This window comes from Streptococcus sp. A34 (assembly GCF_043674115.1).
GTDB lineage: Bacteria > Bacillota > Bacilli > Lactobacillales > Streptococcaceae > Streptococcus > Streptococcus suis_V.
Map to the genome: position 1 here is coordinate 56,890 of NZ_JBIMJM010000005.1, position 23,213 is coordinate 80,102.

25 protein-coding genes are annotated in these 23,213 nt (G+C 45.5%); 21 read left to right on the forward strand and 4 right to left on the reverse strand.

The features are described from left to right. Window positions 1-114: 114 nt before the first annotated feature. The gene (locus tag ACHBGV_RS02715) at window positions 115-1,113 is read left to right on the forward strand and encodes an MBL fold metallo-hydrolase (protein ID WP_394735599.1); all 999 of its coding nucleotides are present in this window, start codon (window positions 115-117) and stop codon (window positions 1,111-1,113) included. A 169-nt stretch (window positions 1,114-1,282) separates the two neighbouring features. Here ACHBGV_RS02715 and ACHBGV_RS02720 read toward each other — a convergent pair whose 3' ends face one another. Beyond that, window positions 1,283-3,535, reverse strand: coding sequence for an AAA family ATPase (locus ACHBGV_RS02720; protein ID WP_394735600.1), 2,253 nt, complete (start codon window positions 3,533-3,535; stop codon window positions 1,283-1,285). A gap of 222 nt (window positions 3,536-3,757) precedes the next feature. On the opposite strand from ACHBGV_RS02720, the gene ACHBGV_RS02725 reads away from it, so the two are divergent. The 5 genes from ACHBGV_RS02725 to ACHBGV_RS02745 all read left to right on the forward strand — a co-directional run bounded on the left by ACHBGV_RS02725 (window position 3,758) and on the right by ACHBGV_RS02745 (window position 8,147). Further along, complete coding sequence (locus ACHBGV_RS02725; protein ID WP_105123499.1) at window positions 3,758-3,988, forward strand: DUF1797 family protein; 231 nt, start codon at window positions 3,758-3,760, stop codon at window positions 3,986-3,988. 127 nt (window positions 3,989-4,115) lie between these two features. Further along, a complete protein-coding gene (locus ACHBGV_RS02730) occupies window positions 4,116-4,796 on the forward strand; it encodes an amino acid ABC transporter permease (protein ID WP_105110194.1) in 681 nt (226 codons plus the stop codon). A gap of 1 nt (window position 4,797) precedes the next feature. Continuing rightward, window positions 4,798-5,532, forward strand: a complete 735-nt coding sequence (locus ACHBGV_RS02735) for an amino acid ABC transporter ATP-binding protein (protein WP_105110193.1) — start codon at window positions 4,798-4,800, stop codon at window positions 5,530-5,532. Between the two features lie 114 nt (window positions 5,533-5,646). Further along, window positions 5,647-6,492, forward strand: coding sequence for a bifunctional methylenetetrahydrofolate dehydrogenase/methenyltetrahydrofolate cyclohydrolase (locus ACHBGV_RS02740; RefSeq protein ID WP_125265334.1), 846 nt, complete (start codon window positions 5,647-5,649; stop codon window positions 6,490-6,492). Between the two features lie 482 nt (window positions 6,493-6,974). Then, entirely contained in the window at window positions 6,975-8,147 is a 1,173-nt protein-coding gene (locus tag ACHBGV_RS02745; RefSeq protein WP_394735601.1) for an IS110 family transposase, read from the forward strand. A gap of 235 nt (window positions 8,148-8,382) precedes the next feature. Here the strand turns inward: ACHBGV_RS02745 and ACHBGV_RS02750 are convergent, their stop codons facing one another. Then, window positions 8,383-9,306 (reverse strand): neutral zinc metallopeptidase, encoded by a 924-nt coding sequence (locus ACHBGV_RS02750; RefSeq protein ID WP_105111906.1) that lies wholly within the window; start codon window positions 9,304-9,306, stop codon window positions 8,383-8,385. Between the two features lie 144 nt (window positions 9,307-9,450). On the opposite strand from ACHBGV_RS02750, the gene xseA reads away from it, so the two are divergent. The 11 genes from xseA to ACHBGV_RS02805 all read left to right on the forward strand — a co-directional run bounded on the left by xseA (window position 9,451) and on the right by ACHBGV_RS02805 (window position 18,042). Then, window positions 9,451-10,794 (forward strand): exodeoxyribonuclease VII large subunit, encoded by a 1,344-nt coding sequence (xseA, locus tag ACHBGV_RS02755; protein ID WP_394735602.1) that lies wholly within the window; start codon window positions 9,451-9,453, stop codon window positions 10,792-10,794. Then, window positions 10,769-10,984: an exodeoxyribonuclease VII small subunit gene (locus tag ACHBGV_RS02760; protein WP_105160871.1), complete on the forward strand. Its 216-nt coding sequence runs from the start codon at window positions 10,769-10,771 to the stop codon at window positions 10,982-10,984. Before xseA ends, ACHBGV_RS02760 begins: the two co-directional genes overlap by 26 nt. A gap of 2 nt (window positions 10,985-10,986) precedes the next feature. Beyond that, a complete protein-coding gene (locus ACHBGV_RS02765; protein WP_105123504.1) occupies window positions 10,987-11,859 on the forward strand; it encodes a polyprenyl synthetase family protein in 873 nt (290 codons plus the stop codon). After that, window positions 11,852-12,673 (forward strand): TlyA family RNA methyltransferase, encoded by an 822-nt coding sequence (locus tag ACHBGV_RS02770; RefSeq protein WP_394735603.1) that lies wholly within the window; start codon window positions 11,852-11,854, stop codon window positions 12,671-12,673. The genes ACHBGV_RS02765 and ACHBGV_RS02770 overlap by 8 nt, the downstream gene beginning before the upstream one ends. Next, window positions 12,666-13,091, forward strand: coding sequence for an arginine repressor (locus ACHBGV_RS02775; RefSeq protein ID WP_172009235.1), 426 nt, complete (start codon window positions 12,666-12,668; stop codon window positions 13,089-13,091). Before ACHBGV_RS02770 ends, ACHBGV_RS02775 begins: the two co-directional genes overlap by 8 nt. Before the next feature lie 3 nt (window positions 13,092-13,094). Next, a complete protein-coding gene (recN, locus tag ACHBGV_RS02780) occupies window positions 13,095-14,756 on the forward strand; it encodes a DNA repair protein RecN (RefSeq protein ID WP_394735604.1) in 1,662 nt (553 codons plus the stop codon). A gap of 155 nt (window positions 14,757-14,911) precedes the next feature. Continuing rightward, complete coding sequence (locus ACHBGV_RS02785; protein ID WP_172095222.1) at window positions 14,912-15,295, forward strand: hypothetical protein; 384 nt, start codon at window positions 14,912-14,914, stop codon at window positions 15,293-15,295. Window positions 15,296-15,447: 152 nt separating this feature from the next. Continuing rightward, entirely contained in the window at window positions 15,448-16,281 is an 834-nt protein-coding gene (locus tag ACHBGV_RS02790; RefSeq protein WP_172067191.1) for a DegV family protein, read from the forward strand. Continuing rightward, a complete protein-coding gene (locus ACHBGV_RS02795; RefSeq protein ID WP_394735605.1) occupies window positions 16,274-17,104 on the forward strand; it encodes an SGNH/GDSL hydrolase family protein in 831 nt (276 codons plus the stop codon). The genes ACHBGV_RS02790 and ACHBGV_RS02795 overlap by 8 nt, the downstream gene beginning before the upstream one ends. After that, window positions 17,082-17,681, forward strand: a complete 600-nt coding sequence (locus ACHBGV_RS02800) for a YpmS family protein (protein WP_394735606.1) — start codon at window positions 17,082-17,084, stop codon at window positions 17,679-17,681. The genes ACHBGV_RS02795 and ACHBGV_RS02800 overlap by 23 nt, the downstream gene beginning before the upstream one ends. Window positions 17,682-17,766: 85 nt before the next feature. Continuing rightward, the gene (locus tag ACHBGV_RS02805) at window positions 17,767-18,042 is read left to right on the forward strand and encodes an HU family DNA-binding protein (protein WP_105106668.1); all 276 of its coding nucleotides are present in this window, start codon (window positions 17,767-17,769) and stop codon (window positions 18,040-18,042) included. Window positions 18,043-18,523: 481 nt separating this feature from the next. Here ACHBGV_RS02805 and yidC read toward each other — a convergent pair whose 3' ends face one another. Both yidC and ACHBGV_RS02815 read right to left on the reverse strand, forming a co-directional pair. After that, window positions 18,524-19,435 (reverse strand): membrane protein insertase YidC, encoded by a 912-nt coding sequence (gene yidC / locus ACHBGV_RS02810; protein ID WP_105160875.1) that lies wholly within the window; start codon window positions 19,433-19,435, stop codon window positions 18,524-18,526. A 99-nt stretch (window positions 19,436-19,534) separates the two neighbouring features. Continuing rightward, window positions 19,535-19,816, reverse strand: a complete 282-nt coding sequence (locus ACHBGV_RS02815; protein WP_105136845.1) for an acylphosphatase — start codon at window positions 19,814-19,816, stop codon at window positions 19,535-19,537. 70 nt (window positions 19,817-19,886) lie between these two features. Here ACHBGV_RS02815 and ACHBGV_RS02820 point away from each other — a divergent pair, with 70 nt between their 5' ends. The 4 genes from ACHBGV_RS02820 to ACHBGV_RS02835 all read left to right on the forward strand — a co-directional run bounded on the left by ACHBGV_RS02820 (window position 19,887) and on the right by ACHBGV_RS02835 (window position 23,206). Beyond that, complete coding sequence (locus ACHBGV_RS02820) at window positions 19,887-20,627, forward strand: RNA methyltransferase (RefSeq protein ID WP_105111919.1); 741 nt, start codon at window positions 19,887-19,889, stop codon at window positions 20,625-20,627. A 46-nt stretch (window positions 20,628-20,673) separates the two neighbouring features. Next, window positions 20,674-21,156, forward strand: a complete 483-nt coding sequence (locus ACHBGV_RS02825; RefSeq protein WP_105111920.1) for an HD domain-containing protein — start codon at window positions 20,674-20,676, stop codon at window positions 21,154-21,156. A 15-nt stretch (window positions 21,157-21,171) separates the two neighbouring features. Continuing rightward, window positions 21,172-21,873: a Bax inhibitor-1/YccA family protein gene (locus ACHBGV_RS02830; RefSeq protein WP_394735607.1), complete on the forward strand. Its 702-nt coding sequence runs from the start codon at window positions 21,172-21,174 to the stop codon at window positions 21,871-21,873. An 85-nt stretch (window positions 21,874-21,958) separates the two neighbouring features. Next, a complete protein-coding gene (locus tag ACHBGV_RS02835; protein ID WP_394735608.1) occupies window positions 21,959-23,206 on the forward strand; it encodes a diaminopimelate decarboxylase in 1,248 nt (415 codons plus the stop codon). Window positions 23,207-23,213: the final 7 nt, after the last annotated feature.

Here is a 23,213-nt window from a genome sequence, read left to right on the forward strand (position 1 = left end):
ATACCATTTTTTCATTATTTTTCCTTATGGAAGATGTTATCAAGTGTAATAATTTCAAGGCTCTATAATGTGCTATACTTAGATTATGGAAAACGATTACAAAAGGAGGGGCTCATGAAGGAAATCTATCCAAATATTTATACTTTTCCCATTGTATTGCCCAATAGTCCATTGAGAGAAATCCATGTTTACGTGATAAAAAGTCCGGAAAGGTCGGTCTTGATTGACACGGGCTACAATCATCCAGAATCTTTTGAAGCTATGTTAGCAGGATTGGCTGAATTAGGATTGGAAATGAAGGATGTTGACCTGGTTTTGACCCATCTCCATGCAGATCACACAGGGCTAGCGACAAGGTTTTATCAAGCTGGCGCTAAAATTTATGCTGGTCGTGTGGATGGGATTTTGATGAATGAGATGGCAACGGGTCCTTATTGGGACAGGATGAATGATTATCGTCAGCTATATGGTATCTCCAGGGATGAGATGGCTGTGGAGGACAACCCTGGTTTCAAGTTTCATCTACCTAGTCAGGTCCCTTTTGATATCCTTGAGATTGGCAAGTATTTCAAGGTTGGAGGCTTTAAATTTGAAATTATAAATCTCCAAGGCCATACACCAGGGCACATCGGTTTATTGGACCGTCAGAAACAGCTCTTAATTGGCGGAGATACGGTTCTGGATCCGATTACTCCTAATATTACCTTTTGGGGATGGGATTATCCCAATATCCTAGGAACCTATCTAGCAACCCTGGATAAATTAAGACGAACACCGCTGCGTTTAATCTTGCCTGGCCATCGTAAGCCTATTGAAAATCATTTGGAGCGGATTGGAGTTTTAGAAACCCATCATTTTGAACGTTTACAGGAAATTTTAGACAGCATTTCGGAGGGTGAAAAGGTCACTGTCAGGGATGTATCGGCACGGATTAGTTGGCGCATTAAGGCTGGTAGTTGGGAGGCCTTTCCAAAGGCTCAGAAATGGTTTGCTAGCGGTGAGACCATGGCCCACCTAGATTATTTGGTGCATACGGAACATCTAACTATGACTATCGAAGATGGCGTTGCCCAGTTTGTCAAATTGCGTTCCAACATCACTCCTGTTGATTGATTTCTACATCAGTTATAGGGCGGGCAAGGATGATTGGTTGCAAATAGGCGCTCTTGCGATCATCTCGATGTTCGCGATGATTTAGTTTTTTCTCTTTCAAAAACAGAACCTGTTCGTTTGAAACAGGCTCTGTTTTCTTTTTATAGATGAAACTAGACTGAGTATCCCTTTAGACTTCTTTGACTTTGGCGACGGTTTGCGCCTTAATCTGAATGTCTCCCTTGCTGGACATGACAGCGCGGAGATTTTTCTCCGTTGGATGTTCCAGATAGAAGTCCGTAATAGCATCTTCAATCTGGTCTTGAATGGTTCGTCGGAGCGGACGGGCACCCATTTTTGGATCATAGCCCAGGTCGACCAATTTTTCCTTGACCTTGTCTGTCACATGGAGGCTGATGCCGTTGGCAAACAAGCGCTTGTTGACATCTTCCAGCATGAGGCTGACAATTTCAAGCAGATTATCCTTACTAAGCGGCTGGAATTCGATGATACCGTCGAAACGGTTCATAAATTCTGGGCTGAAGAAGTTACCAAGCTGACCGAGGACTGATTGAGCCCGCCCTTCCATAGCAGCACCGAAACCGACAGAGGCCTCAACCTTGCCAGTACCGGCATTGGAGGTCATGATAATGATAGTATCTTTGAAGGAAACAGTCCGACCTTGCCCGTCTGTCAAGCGACCGTCATCCAGGACCTGCAAGAACATGTGCATGACATCTGGATGGGCCTTTTCTACCTCATCCAGGAGAATGAGCGAGTAGGGATTGCGGCGCACTTTCTCAGTCAATTGCCCGGCCTCTTCATAGCCGACATAGCCTGGAGGGGCACCGACCAATTTGGCAACGGCGTGTTTTTCCATGTACTCAGACATATCAAAGCGAATCATACTATCAGCTGAGCCGAAGAGCTCGATGGCCAGCTGTTTAGAAAGCTCGGTCTTACCGACACCGGTTGGACCAACGAAAAGGAAGGAACCGATTGGACGGTTGGGCGCACCCAATCCGACGCGATTGCGACGAATGGCCTTGGCAATCTTATCCACGGCATCGTCTTGGCCAATCACATGAGCCTTGAGGTCGCTAGCTAGGTTGATGAGTTGAGATTGTTCTTTCTCCTTCAAATCGCCGACAGGAATATTGGTTTTCTGCTCGATAATGGCCTCGATTTCCTTCTCAGTAATGAGTGGAATGTCCTCTTCACTGATAGTCGCCTGCTGCATTTCCTTGTATTTGGCAATCTGGTCGCGGAAGTAAGCAGCTTTTTCGTAATCTTCATCACGAGTAGCCTGGGCTTTGCGATTTTCAGCATCAATCAGGCGTTGGTCAATCTCTTTCGGATCAATGAAATTGAGAGTCAGGTTCATCTTGGAACCCGCCTCATCCAAGAGGTCAATGGCCTTGTCAGGCAGGAATCGGTCCTGGATGTAGCGGTTGGAAAGGACAGCTGCAGCTTCAATAGCCTGATCTGAATACTTAACGTGGTGGTAGTCCTGGTACTTAGCCTGGATGCCCTTGAGAATGGTAATGGTCTCTTCGACGCTTGGCTCCTCAACCTTGACAGGTTGCATGCGGCGTTCCAAGGCGGCGTCCTTCTCGATAATACGATATTCATTGAGGGTGGTTGCTCCGACCAGTTGCATTTCGCCACGGGCAAGAGCTGGTTTGAGAATGTTGCCGGCATCCATGTTGCCGTCGCCAGCAGAACCTGCTCCGACAATTTCATGGATTTCGTCGATAAAGAGGATGACTTCCTTACGGTTGCGAATTTCCTCCATTAGTTTTTGCATACGTTCTTCAAATTGTCCACGGATACCTGTTCCTTGCACTAAGCTAACAACGTCTAGGCGGATAACTTCCTTATTTTGGAGTTTATGTGGGACATCTCCGTCTACGATTTTCTGGGCCAGACCTTCGACAACGGCCGTTTTACCAACACCGGGCTCACCGATGAGGACGGGGTTGTTCTTGGTCCGGCGGTTGAGAATCTCAATTACGCGAGTGATTTCTTGGTCGCGTCCGATAACCGGGTCAATATCTCCACGACGAGCAATCTCGGTCACGTTAATACCAAATTCTTCCAAGAGGCCGTTTGGCTGTTGCGGTGCTTGCGGGATACCTCCGCCAGGCTGATTAGAGCGGCCACCGCCTCGGTTCCCTCCTCCAGACTGGGTCGGAGGTGTCTGGTTGCGGTCACGTCCAGCTGGTGTGTTGTCAGGGTATCCTCCCAAATGATTGAAAAATTCACTGAAGGGATCCATGTTGTTAGGGTTGAAGTCGCCTAGGCCACGGAGAATGGCGTTGTTGGGGTCAGTCTTCATGATTTGGTAGCAGTTGTGGCAGAGGTCGACCTGCTGTTGTTTGCCGTTGAGGTTGGTGTAGAGATGGATGGTTGCGTCATTGATGTTACAGTTTTTGCAGAGCATAATTCTACCTCTTTCTTTGAAAAATGTGACCTTTGCTCAAATGGTCAATAAAGGTCAAATGTAATTTAATTATAACAAGTTTTAGGAAAAAATCAAGAAATTGCTATGTGCTAGTCTATTTGCAGAAAAATGTGAGAGTATATGCAACAAAAACGTGTAAAAAAGAGACTTTTCAGTTACTTTGTGGTAAAATATACCTATACTAAGAAGAGGAGAAAGATTATGGAATCACACTTAGTGAGAATCATCAATCGTCTGGAAGCGATGGCGGGTGATGGTGGTACCCTCAAGCGTAATTTTGAGCGTGAAGGTGTTGTCGTTGCTGAAGTTGCCTACAGCTACGATGAAGAAAATGGTTCAGTATATACCTTGCGTGATGTTGCTGCTCGTGAAACCTATACGTTTGACAGCATCGACTTGATTGCAATGGAAATCTACGAATTGTTGTACTAATAAGTAGTAGAATGCACCTTCGGGTGCTTTTTAGTTTAAATGATGAATATTTTAGACAGGGATGTTGCATATTTATTCACGACGTGGTATAGTAGTGAGTATATGAAAAAATGGAGTAGTGGATGAAATGAATTTTTCTTTTTTGAATGATTATATTGCTTATTTTAATTATGGGGCCTTGGTAACTCTCATCATTGCCAGTTTTGTCGTGCTTTTCGGGAGCATCATCGGTGTCTTGTTAGCCTTTGCCCAGCGGAGCAAGTATAAAATCTTGGCTTGGTTTGCCAATATCTATGTATGGATTTTCCGTGGTACGCCAATGGTGGTGCAGATTATGATTGGTTTTACCATGACACACATTGCGGCACCGACCTTCCAGTTGGGGATTTTGTCTGTTGACTTGACCCGTCTTTTGCCAGGTATTATTATCCTATCTATGAACTCAGGTGCCTATGTGTCAGAGGTGGTCCGGGCAGGGATCAACGCGGTTCCTAAAGGGCAGCTGGAGGCGGCCTATTCTCTAGGGATTAGACCAAAGCAGGCTATGCGTTATGTCATCATGCCACAGGCCATTAAGAATATCCTTCCAGCCTTGGGAAATGAATTTGTGACCATTGTCAAAGATAGCTCACTCCTGTCTACGATTGGGGTTATGGAGCTTTGGAATGGGGCGACGACGGTTTCGTCTACGACCTATATTCCTTTGGAGCCACTGATTTTTGCAGCATTTTATTACTTGATTTTGACCAGCTTGCTGACGCTTGTCATCCAGCATTTTGAGAAGAAAATGAACAAGGGAGGCCATTAAGATGGCGGAAACAATTATTTCAATTAGAGATTTACACAAGTATTTCGGGGAAAATGAAGTTCTGAAAGGAATTGACTTGGATGTGGAGCAGGGAGAGGTAGTGGTTATTATCGGACCGTCAGGATCTGGGAAATCGACTTTCTTGCGGACCATGAACCTACTTGAGGTACCAACCAAGGGGACGGTGACCTTTGAGGGCGTGGATATTACGGATAAGTCCAACGATATTTTCAAGATGCGAGAGAAGATGGGCATGGTCTTCCAGCAGTTTAATCTATTTCCCAATATGACTGTTCTGGAAAATATCACCCTTTCGCCCATTAAGACCAAGGGGATTGCCAAGGCAGAGGCTGAGAAAAAAGCCTTGGAATTGTTAGAAAAGGTTGGTTTGCCAGACAAGGCCCAGGCCTATCCACAAAGTCTCTCAGGTGGTCAGCAACAGCGGATTGCCATTGCGCGTGGTCTGGCTATGGACCCAGATGTGCTCCTCTTTGATGAGCCGACATCTGCCCTTGACCCTGAAATGGTTGGAGAGGTATTGGCGGTTATGAAGGATTTAGCCAAAGCTGGGATGACCATGGTTATCGTGACCCATGAAATGGGCTTTGCCAAGGAGGTCGCAGACCGAGTTATCTTCATGGATGGGGGCTATATCGTTGAGATGGGCAGTCCTGAAGCAGTCTTTGACCAGACCAAGGAAGAGCGAACCAAGGACTTTTTATCTAAGGTACTATAGACCAGTAACTCCGGCATTGTTCGGGGTTTTTCTTATTTTTTTGAAAAATAGCAGAGCAGGTTGGGAAATTGTCCCTGTTTTTTGTATAATGAAAGAAAACAATAAGGAGTTGGCATGACAATTATTGATGGTAAAGCCCTGGCGGCGAAATTGCAGACGGCCCTGGCAGACAAGGTTGCAGAAATGAAAGAAAAGACAGGCTTGGTTCCAGGTCTTGTGGTCATTTTGGTTGGTGAAGATCCTGCCAGCCAGGTCTATGTACGAAACAAGGAACGTTCGGCTTTGGCTGCTGGTTTTAAGAGTGACGTTGTTCGCCTTCCAGAGTCTATCTCAGAGAATGAATTATTGGACCTGATTGACAAGTACAATCAAGATGAGAATTGGCACGGTATCCTGGTCCAACTGCCTCTACCTGTTCATATTGATGAAGAAAAGGTGCTCTTGGCTATTGATCCTGACAAGGATGTGGATGGGTTCCATCCGACCAATATGGGGAAACTCTGGTCTGGTCATGCAGTCATGATTCCTTCAACTCCTGCTGGAATTATGGAGATGTTTAAGGAATACCAGATTGACTTGGAAGGTAAATCAGCCCTAGTCATTGGCCGTTCAAATATTGTTGGTAAGCCCATGGCCCAGCTCCTCTTGGATGCCAATGCGACTGTGACCATTGCCCATTCTCGGACCAAAAACTTGCCAGACTTGGCTCGTCAGGCGGATATTTTGGTGGTAGCTATCGGCCGTGGACATTTTGTCACCAAGGAATTTGTCAAACCAGGTGCAGTTGTCATTGATGTGGGGATGAACCGTGATGAAAATGGCAAGCTGATTGGCGATGTCAAGTATGATGAAGTTGCCGAACTTGCTAGTCACATCACCCCTGTTCCAGGTGGTGTCGGTCCGATGACCATTACCATGCTGATGGAGCAGACTTTCGAGGCTTTTAAGCGGTCATTATAGAAGATGGAAGGGCAGGTTATTCTGCTCTTTTATTACTGGTTAATATACATTTTTATAAATACAGTCTTTGGACTGATTATAATTTATATGTAAAGGTTTACAATAAGGGTGTTCCTAGTAATGGGAACACCCTTTTACCCCAGGATTCAAGAATGCTTACAGTGGTTTTCTTGAATTTTCCTAATCTCCTTTAGGTGTCGACTGAGGTCGGCGCCTTTTCTGTCACAAAAAAGGGAGCGGGAAAGACATCCATGATGGCTTCGCCCTCACCCACAGAATAATGAAAACGAACATAAAGCCCTCACTAGGTGTATAATCTTAGTGAGGGCTTTGTGGTTGACGAGTTAATGATGTTAGTCATCGCGGGAAAAACTAACCCACTCTACTGACGAGCACCCCAAAATATGCGATAGGCATGAGTATAAAAATACGACTAAAATTCGGTAGATAAGCTCTCTAATTTTTAGAAGGAGGGAATTGTCATGGATGTTCTCTATCAATCTTGTGCAGGTATTGATGTCCATCAAGCCAATATCGTTGTCTGTATCCTACATGGACCACTCACCTCAACTCGTCCAAAGCGTGAGACGGCTACGTTTGATACAACGACTAAAGGCCTACGTGCTTGCCACGATTTTCTCAGTCAATTTCATGTGGAAGCTGTTGGTATGGAAAGCACAGGTGTTTATTGGCGACCTGTCTGGCATGCTCTATGTGATGACTTCAAGTTGATACTCGCTCAACCAGCCCACATGAAGGCTATTCCAGGTCAGAAAACCGACAAGAAGGATGCTCACTGGATAGCCAAATTAACACGGATTGGGCTGCTTCCTCGGAGTTTCGTTCCCGATGAAACCATTCAAGAATTGAGGGAGTTGACCAGACAACGAAAACATTATGTGGAAAGTCGCAATCGAGAAACCAACCGTATCCATAAAATTCTTCAGTCAGGTGGCATCAAGCTAACAACCTATATCGAAGATATTATGGGGCTATCTGGTCGCAATCTCCTTCAGCTACTGGTTGATGGGACGCCTATTACACCTCGTATTGTCCATCAATCAGTTTACACCAGCTTGAAGAAGAAAGTGCCGCAGCTTCTGGAAGCCTTGGATGGCTATTTTTCTGACCATCACCGCTTCATGTTAAAGCAGTCCTTAGAGATTTATGATTTTTATCAGAAGCAGATTGAGTTGTTGGAAGAGCGAATGAATGTCTATCTATCACAATATGAAAACCATGTAGAAATATTGGATTCCATCCCAGGCATTGATGTCATTACAGCTTCTGTTATCATTTCTGAGGTTGGTGTTGACATGAGTCAGTTTCCCACTGTTGGACATTTAGCTTCTTGGGCTGGACTTTGTCCAGGTAATAATGAGAGTGCTGGTAAAAAACGAAGTACTAAGATTCGACACGGAAATTCTTATTTGAAGAAATGTTTATGCCAAGCCGCTTTCGCCGCCAGGAACCAAAAAGGTAGTCCTCTAGCTGAACGATTTTATCAGATTCAAAGTCGGCGTGGTTCACAAAAAGCAACAATTGCCCTTGCACATCAATTATTAAAAATAGCTTATATCCTCTTACAAGAGCAGATAACGTATCCTGAATTTTTAGCACAGAAAAAGACTACTAGGGACGAGCTAGTAGCCTAACATAAAAAATTTTTTCACTTTGATTATATCATAGGGAGGGAGTTTTTGCATTCTTTTGAGTTTTCGTATAAGAACTCGACTAATGAAAAGAGAGTTCGTCTTCCCGCCCCCGTTCAGTTGATTAGGACTAGTTCGGATAGTTAAACGCGAACGAAACTACCAATCAACCACTGCGTCAATATGTTTTTGCTAAACAAAAAGTCAGAGGTTGGACTTTATGCCCAACCTTAACATCTTATGGATTTGGAACAGAGAAACTGTCAGCATGTGCCAGGTCTCCGTAGGTATAACCACGGTCAAACCAGCGTTTGCGCTGTTCGGATGTACCGTGAGTGAAACTGTCTGGGACAGTCCGGCCGTAGGCTTCTTTTTGCAGGGTATCGTCACCTACTGCATGGGCTGCCTGCATGGCCTCGTCGATGTCACCAGCATCTAGCATGCCTTGGCCATCGACAAATTTGGCCCAAGCACCAGCATAGTAGTCTGCCTGCAGTTCCAGACGAACATTGAGGGCGTTTCCTTCCTTGTCAGACAGGCGGGCGCGCTCTTTATGGTAGGCACCGAGGACCTCTAGCTCGTTTTGAACATGGTGACCCACTTCGTGGGCAATGACGTAGGCCATGGCAAAGTCACCTTTAGCCTTGTAGCGGTTCCCTAATTCTTGATAGAAAGAGGTATCGATATAAATTTTTCGGTCAGCAGAACAGTAGAAGGGACCGGCTTGGGCTGATCCCATTCCGCATCCTGTGCTGGTTTGGTCAGTGTAGAAGACCAGAGTTGGAGCCTTGTAGGTCATGCCGTTTTTGTCAAATTCCTGGGTCCAGAAATCTTCTGTAGAGGCTAGGACCTTACTCATAAAGACAGCATCCTCATCGGAGACCTCAGTTCCTGCAGTTGATACCTGAGCGGATTGATAGGGATTGACTCCAGATGAACCGCCCAATAGACCTCCCAGTCCTGAACTACCACCAAAGAGTATGAGGACTAGGAAGAGGATGATTTTTCCCTTCCAGCCTAGTCGTGAAAAGAGAAGCCCCAAGAGCATGCCACCACCGGAAGAGCCACTTCGACTGGTTCCTCCAGGAAAGAAGGAGCCACCGTTGGACTGACCACGTCTGTCCTCTATATTTTTACTTTGTCGTTGATTGTCTAACTTCATATAAAACTCCTAAGTTTGTTCAAGTATATTATATAGTAAAATTCCTAAAAAGGCACAAGAAAGCAATTACAAATTTATTCTCTAATTCTGAATAATCTTGCGATTTTTGGTATAATGAAAGAGATATAGACAGAAGGAGCTGACATGGTTGACTATTTGTCGGTTAGTCATTTAACCAAGTATTTAAAATTAAAATTTGACCGTGATCCCTATCTAGAAAAGGTTTATTTGACAGGGCAGGTATCCAATTTCCGCAAGCGTCCGACCCACCAGTATTTTTCCCTCAAGGATGACAAGGCAGTTATCCAGGCGACCATGTGGGCAGGTATTTACAAAAATCTGGGCTTTGAGCTGGAAGAAGGTATGAAAATCAATGCGATTGGTCGGGTCCAGCTCTATGAGCCAAGTGGATCCTATTCGATTGTCATTGAAAAAGCTGAGCCAGACGGCATCGGAGCCTTGGCAATCAAGTTTGAGCAACTCAAGCAGTCCTTGACTGCAGAAGGCTTGTTCAAGCAGGAATTTAAGCAGCAAGTGCCTCGCTTTACCCAGAAAATTGGTGTCATTACCAGTCCAAGCGGCGCGGTCATTCAGGACATTATCACGACAGTCAGTCGGCGTTTTCCTGGTGTGGAAATTGTTCTCTACCCGACCAAAGTGCAGGGTGAGGGAGCGGCTCAGGAAGTAGCTGCCAATATCCAGAAAGCCAATAGCAGGGAGGATTTGGATGTCTTAATTGTCGGTCGTGGTGGTGGGTCTATTGAGGACCTTTGGGCATTCAACGAGGAAATGGTGGTTCGAGCCATTTTTGACTCGCGAATTCCGATTATTTCTAGTGTGGGCCATGAGACGGACACGACCTTGGCGGATTTTGTGGCAGACAGACGGGCAGCGACCCCGACGGCAGCAGCAGAATTGGCGACACCGGTGACCAAGGCGGACCTCTTAGGCTATTTGAACCAGCAGGAAAACCGTGCCTACCAGGCTATGACCAATCGGATTAAGTTTCGGCAAAGCCAGCTGGACAAAATCAGTCAGTCGGTTATTTTCAGGCAACCAGAACGGCTTTATGAAGGCTATGTGCAAAAATTAGACCGGTCGACCAGCCAGCTACAGACTAGGATGAAAGAGATTTTCGGGGATAACAAGCAGGCCAGAGTCCTGCTCCAGCAACGTCTACTGGGCTTGCAATTGCCCCAGAAAATCAGCCGTTATCAGGAGCAGGTCAGCCAGTTGCAACGCTTGCTCAAGAGCAATATGGCCAACATTTACGACAATAAAATGGCCAAGGCTGACAAGCTGATAGAGGCCATGACCATGCTGGATACCAGCCGCATCGTGGCACGCGGTTATGCCATGCTGGAGCAGGCTGGTCGGGTCATTGATAGCGTAGAAAAGATTGAAAAAGATGAGCAGTTGACCATTGTCATGAAGGATGGTCGTGTGGATGTGGAGGTAAAGGATGTCCAAAAAAATGAAAACATTTGAAGAAAATTTAGCAGAACTTGAGGGAATTGTGACCCGCTTGGAGCAGGGAGATGTAGCCTTAGAAGAGGCTCTGGCTGAGTTCCAAAAGGGTATGGTCCTGTCCAAGGACTTGCAGAAAACCTTGGCTGATGCAGAAAAAACTCTGGTTAAGGTCATGCAGGCAGATGGTGGTGAAAGTGAGATGGTTTAGGTATGGATAAATTCAATCTTATAGGCTCAACCATTGAAAACTACTACAGAAATACCCACACCTGTGTTTCGGAAGAGTTGATTGAGTCAATTCTCTACTCAATAGAAGCAGGAGGGAAACGCCTTCGTCCCCTCATCCTGCTGGAGGTTTTGGAGGGATTTGGCAAGACAGTGACAGAAGCCCACTATCAAATTGCTGCTGCTTTGGAAATGATTCACACGGGAAGTCTTATCCATGATGATTTACCTGCCATGGACAACGATGATTACCGTCGAGGTCGGTTGACAAACCACAAACAGTTTGACGAAGCTACAGCTATTTTGGCGGGGGATAGCCTTTTTCTGGATGCCTTTGATTTGGTAGCCCGTGCCGACTTACCATCACCCATTATTGTTCAGTTAGTTCAGTTCCTAGCCACTTCCTCAGGCACATTTGGTATGGTTGGGGGACAGATGTTGGATATGAAAGGGGAGGGGCAGATGCCGGAGGCTACGGAACTCTTCAAGATTCATGAGAACAAAACTGGTCGTCTCCTGACTTATCCTTTCTATGCAGCTGGTATTATCGCAGAGCAGTCAGAATATGTCCAAGGGAGATTGTGGCAATTGGGCTCGCTGATTGGGTATGCATTTCAGATTCGGGATGATATTTTGGATGTGACAGCAAGTTTTGAAGAATTAGGGAAAACGCCTAATAAGGATCTTGTGGCTGAGAAAGCAACTTTTCCAGCTTTGTTGGGCTTAGATGAATCTAAGAGTCTTCTTGAGGAAGCCTTGGATAAGTCTATAAAAATTCTTGAGGAATTGACTCAGGATTATGATTTCAAGTCTGACAATATCATTAAGATTTTAGAAAGTTTACGAATCAATGAGTAAAGAACGAGTAGATGTGCTAGCCTACAAGCAGGGGCTTTTTGAGACTAGGGAGCAGGCCAAGCGAGGCGTCATGGCGGGCCTGGTGGTCAATGTCATCAATGGCGAGCGCTATGACAAGCCGGGCGAGAAAATCGATGAGGGGACCGAGCTCAAGCTCAAGGGTGAGAAATTAAAATATGTCAGCCGTGGTGGCCTCAAATTAGAGAAGGCCTTGCAGGTCTTTGGAATTTCTGTTGAAGGGCAGACGACCATTGATATTGGTGCTTCCACAGGCGGCTTTACGGATGTCATGCTCCAGTCTGGCGCCAAGCTGGTTTACGCCGTGGACGTTGGGACCAATCAATTGGCTTGGAAACTTCGGCAAGATGAGCGTGTAATTTCCATGGAGCAGTACAATTTCCGCTATGCTGAACTGGTTGATTTTGACCAGGGACAGCCAAGCTTTGCCTCTATTGATGTCAGCTTTATTTCGCTCAGTCTGATCTTGCCAGCCCTGCATAATATTTTGGCAGACGGCGGTCAGGTCGTAGCCCTGGTCAAGCCTCAGTTTGAAGCGGGACGGGAGCAGATTGGTAAAAATGGTATCGTTAAAGACAAGCAGATTCATGTCAAAGTTTTGCAGGACGTGACCAAGATGGCCGTGGAGACTGGCTTTATCGTTAAGGCGCTCAGCTTTTCTCCGGTTCAGGGCGGTCAGGGCAATATTGAATTTTTGGCTCATTTGGAAAAATCTGACCAGCCAGAAAATATGGTTGTGGGTCAGATTGGTGACTTGGTTGAGCAAGCACACGAGGAATTTAAGAAAGATGAATAAACGAGAACGCTTAGAAGTAATAAAAGATTTGGTGGTCCGCTATCCGATCGATACCCAGGAAGAGATTGTGGAACGCTTGGAGGCTATGGGGGTCCATGCAACCCAGGCGACGGTTTCCCGGGATATCAAGGAGTTGGGTATCATCAAGGTGCCAGCAGCTGACAAGGGCTATATTTACGGTCTGCCTAAGGTGGGCCTGGCAAAGGTCCGCTCGAAAAATATCCTTGATTTTTCATATTCGGGTAACATGGTCAATATCAAATTGGTGCCTGGAAGTGCCATTGTTGTCAAACGGCAGATTGTGGAACAATTTGAGGACCAACTGTTCACCATCATTGCGGACGACGATAGTATCTTTTTAATCTTGAAGGATCAGGAAAAACTGCTTCAGTTAGAGCGCATGGTTAAAGGGTGGTAAGGGATGTTACTAGAAGTTTCGATTAAGAATTTTGCCATTATCGAGCAGGTCACTCTTAACTTTGAAAAGGGTATGACCATTCTCTCTGGTGAGACGGGAGCAGGGAAGTCTATCATTATCGACGCCATGAACCTTATGTTGGGGGCGCGGGCGACTACTGATGTCATCCGCCACGGGGCTGCCAAGGCGGAGATTGAGGGGCTTTTCTCTTTTGAACATAGCAGAGCCTTGGAGCAGATTTTGGAGGAGCAGGGGATTGAAGTGGCTGACGAGCTGATTATCCGTCGGGAAATCCTGCAAAATGGTCGGTCGGTCAGCCGGGTCAACGGTCAAATGGTCAACCTGTCTGTCCTCAAGCAAATTGGTCAGCACTTGGTCGACATTCACGGTCAACATGACCAGGAAGAATTGATGAAGTCCCAGCACCATATCCGTCTGTTGGATAGCTTTGGAGAAGAGGATTTTTGGACCCTCAAGGACAGCTACCAAGCGACTTTTGATGCCTACCGTAGCCTCCGCAAGCGCGTGCTTGAAAAGCAGAAAAACGAGCAGGAACACAAGTCTCGTATCGAGATGTTGGAGTATCAGATTGCGGAGATTGAATCCGCTGACCTCCAGCTTGGTGAGGATGTCCAGCTCAATCAGGAGCGGGATAAGCTACTCAATCATAAGCAGATTGCGGATACGCTGACCAATGCCTACGCCCTCCTGGACAATGAGGATTTCTCCAGCGTCAACAATATCCGCTCAGCCATGGGGGATTTGCAGAGTTTGGAAGAATTCGACCCAGAATACAAGGTCCTATCGACCAGCCTGACCGAGGCCTACTATGTGATGGAGGATGTGGCCAAGCGATTGGGTGATGTGGTGGACAATTTGGAGTTTGACGGCAACCGTCTCATGCAGCTGGAAAGTCGCTTAGACCTGCTCAACACCATGACCAAGAAATATGGCGGTTCGGTCGACGATGTCCTCGATTATTTGGCAAAAATCACTGAAGAGTACAATCTTTTGACCGGTAACGACCTGTCTGGTGATGACCTGGAAGTCCAGCTCAAGACCTTGGAGAAAGACTTGGTTAACTTGGCTGGTCAATTGAGTCAGGCTCGCCATGAGTTGGCCCAGATTTTAGAAGAGGTTATTCGCCAGGAATTGCAGGACTTGTATATGGAGAAGGCCAAGTTCCAGGTTCGATTTACTAAGGGTAAATTCAGCAAGGAGGGCCATGAAACGGTGGAATTTTATATTTCTGCCAATCCTGGTGAGGATTTCAAACCCCTGGTCAAGGTGGCCTCAGGAGGGGAATTGTCTCGCCTCATGTTGGCCATTAAATCAGCCTTTGCCCGCAAGGAAGGCAAGACATCCATTGTATTTGACGAGGTGGACACGGGTGTATCTGGTCGCGTAGCCCAGGCCATTGCCCAGAAAATTTACAAAATCGGTCAATACGGTCAGGTCTTGGCGATTTCGCACCTGCCACAGGTGATTGCGATTGCGGATTACCAGTTTTTTATTGAGAAAGTATCGGACGAGCATTCGACCGTTTCTCGTGTGCGTCTCTTAACAACGGATGAGCGGGTGGAAGAGATTGCCAAGATGTTGGCTGGTGACACAGTGACGGAGGCAGCCAGAACGCAGGCCAGAGAATTAGTAATGAAAGGTTGATGAGGGAGTGGTCAAACCTTAGCTGATTTGACAGGCTGGGACCAGTTTGAGGCTGTTATGAAATGTAGAATACAGCATATAAATCCTTTACAGAAAAACGGAAAGCTGATAAAAACATGTAAAGAATCACTCTATATATAAAGTAGGTGGCTAGTATGAAACAGTATCTAGGTCGGTTTGTAGGTGTTTTATTGGTCTTGAGTTTATTCCTTCCCTTTGCCTTTACTCCCAATCTGAAGACTTTTGAGATTGTCACGATTTCTGGATGGGTCTATTTCAGCGGTAGTCTCTTTGCTCTCCTTTGTCTGGCTCTTGTGCTTGCCTTCTGTTTTAAATTGGTGCTGTTTTCCAAGACCGTCAATCTGTTACTCTTTGCTGGTGCTGGGCTCATGACACTATATTTTTATAGTTTTCCGCTACAGGCAGTTGGCAGCTCATTTCTGACTCGATTGGATGAATTTCCTGTTGGCTACTTTCTCTGTGGTGTCTTCTTGGTACTTGGGCTTGGATTCACCTTGAAAGAATTGCTTTCTCAGTAAGTGTGACATATCTTACTTTTTATCAATAATGCTTGAAAGCAGTATAGGGCTAGGTTTTAGTGGTCTAGCCTTTTTTCATTTCTAGCGTTTTATTTTTGAGGTGATTTTTGCTATAATAGTAGACATATTTGTAGAGAATTGTAGGATGAAATATGTCAAGGATTAAAATTGTAACAGATTCAAGCACCACTATCGAGCCACACTTGCTGGAAGAACTGGGAATTACGGTTGTTCCTCTTTCGGTGATGATTGATGGAGTGGTCTATTCGGATAGCGACCTGACAGAGGGGCAATTTTTGCAACTGATGCGCAATGCTAAGAGCTTGCCGAAGACCAGTCAACCTCCAGTGGGGGTCTTTGCAGAAACCTTTACTGATTTGGCCAAGGACGGTAGTCAAGTGATTGCCATCGTCTTATCTCACGCTCTTTCGGGCACCGTTGAGGCTGCTCGTCAAGGGGCAACCTTGTCCGGCGTTGATGTGACGGTTATTGATTCAAGTTTCACAGACCAGGCTGCAAAATTCCAGGTGGTTGAGGCTGCTCGTCTGGCTCAAGCTGGGGCTAGCAAGGAGGAAATCTTGGCGGCCATCGAGCAGGTGCGAGAAAAAACAGAATTGTATATTGGCGTATCGACGCTTGAAAATCTGGTTAAGGGAGGCCGTATTGGTCGCGTTCAAGGGCTCTTAAGCAGCTTGCTCAATATCCGTGTCATTATGACCATGAAAAATCATCAGCTAGAGCCAATTGTGAAGGGCCGGGGCAACAAGACTTTCAAGAAATGGTTGGATGAGTTTATTGGTCAATTAGCCGATAAAAAGGTGGCTGAAATCGGCATTTCCTATGCAGGCGCAGCAGATTTTGCCCAGCAGATGAAAGAACAGTTACAGCCCTACCTAGCCAAGGATATCGCTGTTCTAGAAACCGGCTCTATCATCCAAACCCACACTGGTGAAGATGCCTGGGCTGTCTTAGTACGTTATGAATAATCGAAAAGTTTTTCATGGGCTCTTTTATTTCTTTCTGTGCTTGATATTGGCTGTCTTTCTGTTTGACCGGCTGATTCCAAAGGCTGCATCAAGGGTGACTCCTTCAGAAATCAGTCAGTCAGACGAGCGCCCCATTCTACACTATATTGCGATTGGTGATTCATTGACGGAAGGTGTGGGGGATACCACGGGCCAAGGAGGCTTTGTTCCGCTTCTGGCTCAAGATTTGGCCAACCAGCTCTCAGTGGATGTTGTCGATGCCAATTATGGCATTGCAGGCAATACCAGCAACCAGATTTTAAAAAGGATGAAGTCTGATAAGAAATTGCAGGCAGATTTGAAGCGGGCGGATTTGATGACTTTGACGGTTGGTGGAAATGATTTGCGAAAGGTGATTATGAACAATATCACCGATTTAAAAGTATCTTCTTTCAATAAGCCATCCAAGGATTATGCCAAAAGACTGAAAGAGATTATTGACTACGCCCACAAGCAAAATAAGGATTTACCTATTTATGTTGTTGGTATTTACAATCCTTTCTTTTTAAGTTTTCCAGAGATGACCGAAATGCAGACAATCGTGGATAATTGGAATAACGTGACTGCCAAGACGCTTGAAGGGCAGGATAAGGTTTACTTTGTTCCCATCAATGATTTGCTTTACAAGGGATTGGAAGAAGAGGTGGGTGTCAGTTCCACTGATGCAGGGACTAGAAATAATCTACTCTACAACGAAGATAGTTTTCATCCCAATAATACGGGCTATGAAATTATGAAGAAAGCAATCGTGGAGAAAATACATGAAACCCAAAAAGAATGGTAAGATAAAGATTTGGAAATGGTTGTTTTTGGCACTTCTAGCTTGTAATGTCGGTGTCTATATTGTTCTTATCAATCGTGTGCAGGATAAGCGTGAAGACTTGACGGTTTTCGTTCAAAATAATCCTGACGATGTCAAAATAGGGACATTTACGACCACCAGAGAACAGCTGAATCAGACACTTGAAAACTATCTCAAAGAATATCAAACCAAAGATTTTGAATATTCCATTGCCCTGACCAGCCAACAGATTGTCTTTGAGGGCAGTTACAAGTTGTTTGGTGTGGAAATTCCCCTTTATCTCTATTTCCAGCCAAGCAAGATGAAGGATGGAAGTATCATGTTGCAAATAATGGAAGTTTCAGCAGGCAGTCTATCTTTACCCAAAGCAGAGGTTCTAAATTATTTGAAGAAAAATTATAAATTTCCAGACTATGTCCATGTGGATACGGAGGCATCTAGAGTGCAGGTCCAGCTCCAGGAAATGGAGAATAAGCTAGGGATTTATGCCAAAATGAATACGCTTGATTTATATAACGACCAATTTATTATTGATATTTACAAAACAGAAATAAAATAACACTTTAAGCTTGACCAAAAGCTTAAAATTGGATAAGATATTAGAGTGAGTAGTCACTCAGAAAATAATTGGAGGATTTAGCAAAATGGCTAATAAACAAGATTTGATCGCAAAAGTTGCAGAAGCAACTTCATTGACTAAAAAAGATTCTGCAGCAGCAGTTGATGCGGTATTCGCAGCAGTAGCTGACTACCTTGCAGCTGGTGAGAAAGTTCAATTGATTGGCTTCGGTAACTTCGAAGTTCGTGAGCGTTCAGCACGTACAGGTCGCAACCCTCAAACAGGTGCAGAAATCAAAATCGCAGCTTCTAAGGTTCCTGCTTTCAAAGCTGGTAAAGCACTCAAAGACGCTGTAAAATAATTCAGCATTAAAAAGCCCGTCATATCAAGCTTTCTAGCTTGTCCGACGGGCTTTTTTCTGTGTTTTGGGGCATTTTTGGGGCATAAAATCAGTATTTCACAACGTCGGCAAACTGTATTCTGGATAAATAAACTAAGTAGCTCTGCTAAGAAAAAACGATAATTTAGTTTATTTTGCAAGCGGAGCGAGCCCTAAGCCAGGACTTTCCGCTGTGATGAAAATGAGAAACGTTGTCGTTTCGGACATTCGGAGTATTTGAGACCTTAGGCTCAAATACTAGGTATGGAATTCCGTAGGTAGCTCAAACAGTCTGGGGGACTGTTTGAGGAGTAAAACTAGAAACAAGAAAGTTTACTACCGTCCGACATCACCTCAGGAAAGTCTGAAAAGAGATTTTGTCTACAAACTCAGGATTTTTCCTTAACTTTTGACTTCTAATTACAAATAAAACAACCACCTGCTTCAGATGGTTGTCTTATTTCTATCTCGAACGTTGTTTACCAGCGTTGCGGTTTTTCTTTTTAGATGCTTTTTCTTCGATGATAGCTGATGCAGCTGGGGTCACATCTTTGACTTTGCCTGGTGCAGCTTTCAAGGGTTTGTTCTTAAATTCTTCCTCTACCTGCTTGCGAATGCGTGGCTTGAGGATGAAGTTGGTGATGGCTTGTTGGATAAGACTAATCAGACCACCGACTACCCAGTAAAGGGTTACACCAGCTGGAGAGCCAAATGAGATCATCACAATCATGAGCGGATTCATCAGTGCCATGGTTTTCATTTGCTTTTTCTGTTCTTCATCCATACCGACCTGCATGAGGAGGGATTGTCCATAGTAGAGTACACCTGCAATAGCTGTTAAAATCAGGCTGGATTTGCCCAGGTCGATACCGAGGAAACTAGCCTCAGCAATACCTGGAGTGTGGCGAGCCGCAAAGTAGATAGCCGAGAAGAAAGGCATCTGAATCAGGAGTGGTAAACAACCCATGCCTCCCAACATACTCACACCGTACTGTTTTTGCGTAGCGAAGTATTCTTGTTGGGCAGCCAGCTGTTCTTCCTGAGAACTTGCATTCTTCATACGTTCCTGGATTGGACCAAGAATTGGCTTGAGGTAGTTCATCTTTTCAGACTGGATAGCCGCCTTATAAGATTGGTAAATACCTAGTGGAAGGATAATCAAGCGGACAATCAGGGTCACGATGATAATGGCCAAACCATAGCCCAGGGCCTGATTCTCAGCAAAGTATTCGATGAGATAAGACATTGGTTGCCCCAGATAGTTCCAGATGAAACCGGTCGGATTACCACTTTTATCTGTCTGCACACAGCCCGACAAGAAGAGCAGAGTTGCCAGTGACAAGCCTGACAATTTGATGAATCGTTTATTTTTCAATTTCAAACTTCCTTTTTTACAATATAGTCTCTATTGTACTTGTTTTGGTCAAAATTCTCAAGTTTTTCACTTACCAGCCTTAAAAATTCTTCTCAAGCCCTAGCCATGACTGACTTTAAAATCTGTCATATCCGGGAAATTGGCCAAATTCACATCCAGATAGTTGACCCTGGCCATACGAGAAGGTCCTTTTCGTATTTCATGGATAAAATGGCTGAGCTTGTCAGCTTGATCCGACTGGGCCAGGATGGTGACTGTTCCATCGTCATTGTTCCAGACACGGCCGTAGACGTCACCGATTTCCAGAGCCAGAGCCTGGACTGACCAACGAAAACCAACTCCCTGGACACGACCAGAGGCAATCATTTTGACCTTTCTCATGGGGGTCTCCTTTTTGACAAGTAACTTACTTTATTATATCATGGACAATAAGAAATAAAAAGGAGCAGCCATGGACATTATCCGCTCAAAGGCCAATAATCTGGTCAAGCAAATCAAGAAATTGCAGCAGAAAAAATACCGGACCTCCTCCTATCTGATAGAGGGCTGGCATCTGCTAGAAGAGGCTGGTGCTGCTGGTGCGACTTTCGAGCATATCTTGGTCTTGGAAGAATACGCAGAGCGGGTTGCTGGTTTGCCCAATGTTAGTCTAGTGACACCTGACATCATGCGGGACCTGGCCGATTCCAAGTCTCCCCAGGGTGTCCTTGCCCAGCTGGCCCTTCCTAGACAAGACTTGCCAACAAGCCTTACCGGCAAATTCCTGGTCTTGGAAGATGTCCAGGACCCAGGCAATGTGGGCACCATGATTCGGACAGCAGACGCGGCTGGTTTTGACGGTATTTTTTTGACGGACAAGTCGGCTGATATTTACAATATAAAAGTTCTGCGGTCCATGCAGGGAAGTCATTTTCATCTGCCAATCTATCGTCTGCCTGTGGAGGAGCTTGTCAGATACCTGCAGGCTCAGGGGTTGCCAATCTTAGCAACGACCCTGTCAAGCCAGTCGATGGACTATAAGGACTTCCAACCTGGTCCTAGCTTTGCTATGGTTATGGGCAATGAAGGTCAAGGAATTTCAGCCTACATGGAGGAAGTGGCGGACCAGCTGGTCCACATCAGCATGCCGGGTCAGGCGGAAAGTCTTAATGTAGCCATAGCGGCCGGTATTCTTATGTTTAGTTTTATTTAAGGCTATCTTGGTAGACTATGCTATAATAGTCCGAGGAGGTCAAGATTTGACAGCTTACAAAAAAGATAAAGAGTATATGCACTATGTGGGCCATCTGATTGCGACGCCCAAGGTGCAAAAATTGGGCACTATTCCCCACCACTACCATTCGACACGGCTGGAACATTCCATCAATGTGTCCTACACCAGCTATAAAATTGCCAAAAAATTTGGCTGGGATGCCAAATCGACAGCTAGAGGCGGTCTCTTGCACGATTTGTTTTTCTATGACTGGCGGGATACCAAATTTCAGAAGAGCCATGCCTGGGTCCACCCAAGGATTGCCAAGCGCAATGCCCAGAAATTGACCAAGCTCAATAAGGTCGAAGAGGATATTATCGTCAAACACATGTTCGGTGCCACCATTGCCCCTCCCCGCTACAAGGAATCTTGGATTGTCACCTGCGTGGACAAGTATTGGGCGGTTCGTGAATGGAGTCTGCCCCTGCAGCACAAGTGGAAGCATCGCAAAATTCTACGTTTTCAATAAATAAAGGAGTTTTCTATGAATAATGATTCAGTAATTATCAACCAGGTGGACAATACCGCCCTCAACCGTTTCTTTGGTAAGGTTTACGGCGTTGTCGCTATGGGAATTGGCTTGTCGGCCTTGGTGTCGTTTTTGACAGTGACAGTTTTCCGAGACACTTTATTCGCTCTCATGCGTGGCGGTTCCATGCTCATGATGATTATCATGATTGCCCAGATTGCCCTGGTCTTTGCGGCCTCATCTATGGCGGCTAAAAATAGTCCGCTGGCTCTGCCTATGTTTTTGGGCTATTCAGTGACAAATGGTTTCACCCTGAGTGTCGTGCTGTTGGCCTATACAGGTGAAACAGTGGCCCTGGCCTTTGTATCAACTGCCCTCATGTTTGCGGTCATGGCTATTATCGGGATGACCACCAAGAAAAATCTGTCCGGCATGGCCCAGGCTCTTCGAGCAGCTCTCTGGGGAGTGATTATTGCCAGTGTTGTCAATATCTTTCTACGTAGCTCAGGTATCAGCTTTGCTATGTCTATCATCTCTGTCTTGATTTTCTCAGGTTTGATTGCCTATGATAATCAGCGCATCCGCACTGTTTTCGAGCAAACAGGCGGAAATGTCGGTCAAGGCTGGGTCGTTTCTATGGGCCTGCAGCTCTATCTTGACTTTATTAACTTGTTCCTGAACTTGCTTCGCATTTTCGGTAACTTAAATCGAGATTAAAACTTCCCACTCTCCGAGTGGGTTTTTCATTTTCTGAAAATGCCTTTCTATGCTATAATGGTTAGAAAATTGAGGAGAATGAGTTATGACCAAAATACCATTTATTGATAAGGAAACCCTTGTGACGATTACAGACCAATTTCCAACGCCTTTTCACTTGTACGATGAGAAGGGGATTCGTGAAAAAGCGCGCGCGCTCAATGCTGCCTTTGCTTGGAACCCAGGCTTTAAGGAATATTTTGCGGTCAAGGCGACACCGACACCAGCTATCTTGAAAATTTTGCAAGAAGAGGGCTGCGGTGTGGATTGTGCGACGGATGTGGAAGTGCTGATGAGTGCCAAAATGGGCTTTACGGACATTATGTTTACTTCCAATGATACCCAGGCGCAAGAATTTGTCTATGCAAGCGAAGTTGGAGCGACCATTAACTTGGACGCCTATGAGCATATCGAGTTTTTGAAAAATGTAGCCGGTATTCCTGAGACAGTCTGCCTACGTTATAATCCGGGTGGCATCTTCTCGCTTGGTACAGACATCATGGACCATCCAGAAGAGTCCAAATTTGGCATGACCAAGGACCAGCTCATGCAGGGTTACAAGGACTTGAAAGAATTAGGCGTTAAGGAATTTGGTATCCATGCCTTCTTGGCCTCCAACACTGTGACCAATGACTACTATCCAGAATTGGCGCGCCAGCTCTTCGAATTGGCCCTGGAAATCCGTGAGGAGACAGGTGTCACACTTGATTTTATCAACCTGTCAGGTGGTATTGGGGTCAACTACCGTCCAGACCAGGAGCCAAATGATATTGCCGTGATTGGCGAGGGTGTCCGCAAGGTTTACGAAGAAATTCTTACGCCTGCTGGCATGGGACATGTGAAAATCTTTACGGAGCTAGGACGCTTTATGCTGGCGCCACATGGGCATCTGATTACTAAGGTTCTCCACCGCAAGGAAACCTATCGGACTTATGTCGGTGTGGATGCCTCAGCAGCCAACCTAATGCGTCCAGCCTTCTACGGTGCCTACCACCATATCACCAATATCAGTCGACCAGACGCTCCGATTGAAGTAGTGGATGTGGCGGGCTCTCTCTGCGAAAACAACGATAAATTCGCAGTCAATCGTGAATTGCCACGCGCAGAAGTGGGGGACACCCTGGTTATCCATGATACGGGTGCTCACGGTTTCTCCATGGGCTATAACTACAACGGACGCCTGCGTTCAGCGGAGATTCTCTTGGAGGAAAATGGCGGAGCGCGTATGATTCGACGGGCTGAAACGCCAGAAGACTACTTTGCGACCATGTACGGTTTTGAATTTGACAAGTAAGTCTTGG

Excerpts from the sequence above, each read along its gene's own strand:
- ACHBGV_RS02715 (WP_394735599.1), top strand. The coding sequence starts at position 115 with ATGAAGGAAATCTATCCAAATATTTATACTTTTCCCATTGTATTGCCC.
- ACHBGV_RS02720 (WP_394735600.1), bottom strand. The coding sequence starts at position 3,535 with ATGCTCTGCAAAAACTGTAACATCAATGACGCAACCATCCATCTCTAC.
- ACHBGV_RS02725 (WP_105123499.1), top strand. The coding sequence starts at position 3,758 with ATGGAATCACACTTAGTGAGAATCATCAATCGTCTGGAAGCGATGGCG.
- ACHBGV_RS02730 (WP_105110194.1), top strand. The coding sequence starts at position 4,116 with ATGAATTTTTCTTTTTTGAATGATTATATTGCTTATTTTAATTATGGG.
- ACHBGV_RS02735 (WP_105110193.1), top strand. The coding sequence starts at position 4,798 with ATGGCGGAAACAATTATTTCAATTAGAGATTTACACAAGTATTTCGGG.
- ACHBGV_RS02740 (WP_125265334.1), top strand. The coding sequence starts at position 5,647 with ATGACAATTATTGATGGTAAAGCCCTGGCGGCGAAATTGCAGACGGCC.
- ACHBGV_RS02745 (WP_394735601.1), top strand. The coding sequence starts at position 6,975 with ATGGATGTTCTCTATCAATCTTGTGCAGGTATTGATGTCCATCAAGCC.
- ACHBGV_RS02750 (WP_105111906.1), bottom strand. The coding sequence starts at position 9,306 with ATGAAGTTAGACAATCAACGACAAAGTAAAAATATAGAGGACAGACGT.
- xseA (WP_394735602.1), top strand. The coding sequence starts at position 9,451 with ATGGTTGACTATTTGTCGGTTAGTCATTTAACCAAGTATTTAAAATTA.
- ACHBGV_RS02760 (WP_105160871.1), top strand. The coding sequence starts at position 10,769 with ATGTCCAAAAAAATGAAAACATTTGAAGAAAATTTAGCAGAACTTGAG.
- ACHBGV_RS02765 (WP_105123504.1), top strand. The coding sequence starts at position 10,987 with ATGGATAAATTCAATCTTATAGGCTCAACCATTGAAAACTACTACAGA.
- ACHBGV_RS02770 (WP_394735603.1), top strand. The coding sequence starts at position 11,852 with ATGAGTAAAGAACGAGTAGATGTGCTAGCCTACAAGCAGGGGCTTTTT.
- ACHBGV_RS02775 (WP_172009235.1), top strand. The coding sequence starts at position 12,666 with ATGAATAAACGAGAACGCTTAGAAGTAATAAAAGATTTGGTGGTCCGC.
- recN (WP_394735604.1), top strand. The coding sequence starts at position 13,095 with ATGTTACTAGAAGTTTCGATTAAGAATTTTGCCATTATCGAGCAGGTC.
- ACHBGV_RS02785 (WP_172095222.1), top strand. The coding sequence starts at position 14,912 with ATGAAACAGTATCTAGGTCGGTTTGTAGGTGTTTTATTGGTCTTGAGT.
- ACHBGV_RS02790 (WP_172067191.1), top strand. The coding sequence starts at position 15,448 with ATGTCAAGGATTAAAATTGTAACAGATTCAAGCACCACTATCGAGCCA.
- ACHBGV_RS02795 (WP_394735605.1), top strand. The coding sequence starts at position 16,274 with ATGAATAATCGAAAAGTTTTTCATGGGCTCTTTTATTTCTTTCTGTGC.
- ACHBGV_RS02800 (WP_394735606.1), top strand. The coding sequence starts at position 17,082 with ATGAAACCCAAAAAGAATGGTAAGATAAAGATTTGGAAATGGTTGTTT.
- ACHBGV_RS02805 (WP_105106668.1), top strand. The coding sequence starts at position 17,767 with ATGGCTAATAAACAAGATTTGATCGCAAAAGTTGCAGAAGCAACTTCA.
- ACHBGV_RS02815 (WP_105136845.1), bottom strand. The coding sequence starts at position 19,816 with ATGAGAAAGGTCAAAATGATTGCCTCTGGTCGTGTCCAGGGAGTTGGT.
- ACHBGV_RS02820 (WP_105111919.1), top strand. The coding sequence starts at position 19,887 with ATGGACATTATCCGCTCAAAGGCCAATAATCTGGTCAAGCAAATCAAG.
- ACHBGV_RS02830 (WP_394735607.1), top strand. The coding sequence starts at position 21,172 with ATGAATAATGATTCAGTAATTATCAACCAGGTGGACAATACCGCCCTC.
- ACHBGV_RS02835 (WP_394735608.1), top strand. The coding sequence starts at position 21,959 with ATGACCAAAATACCATTTATTGATAAGGAAACCCTTGTGACGATTACA.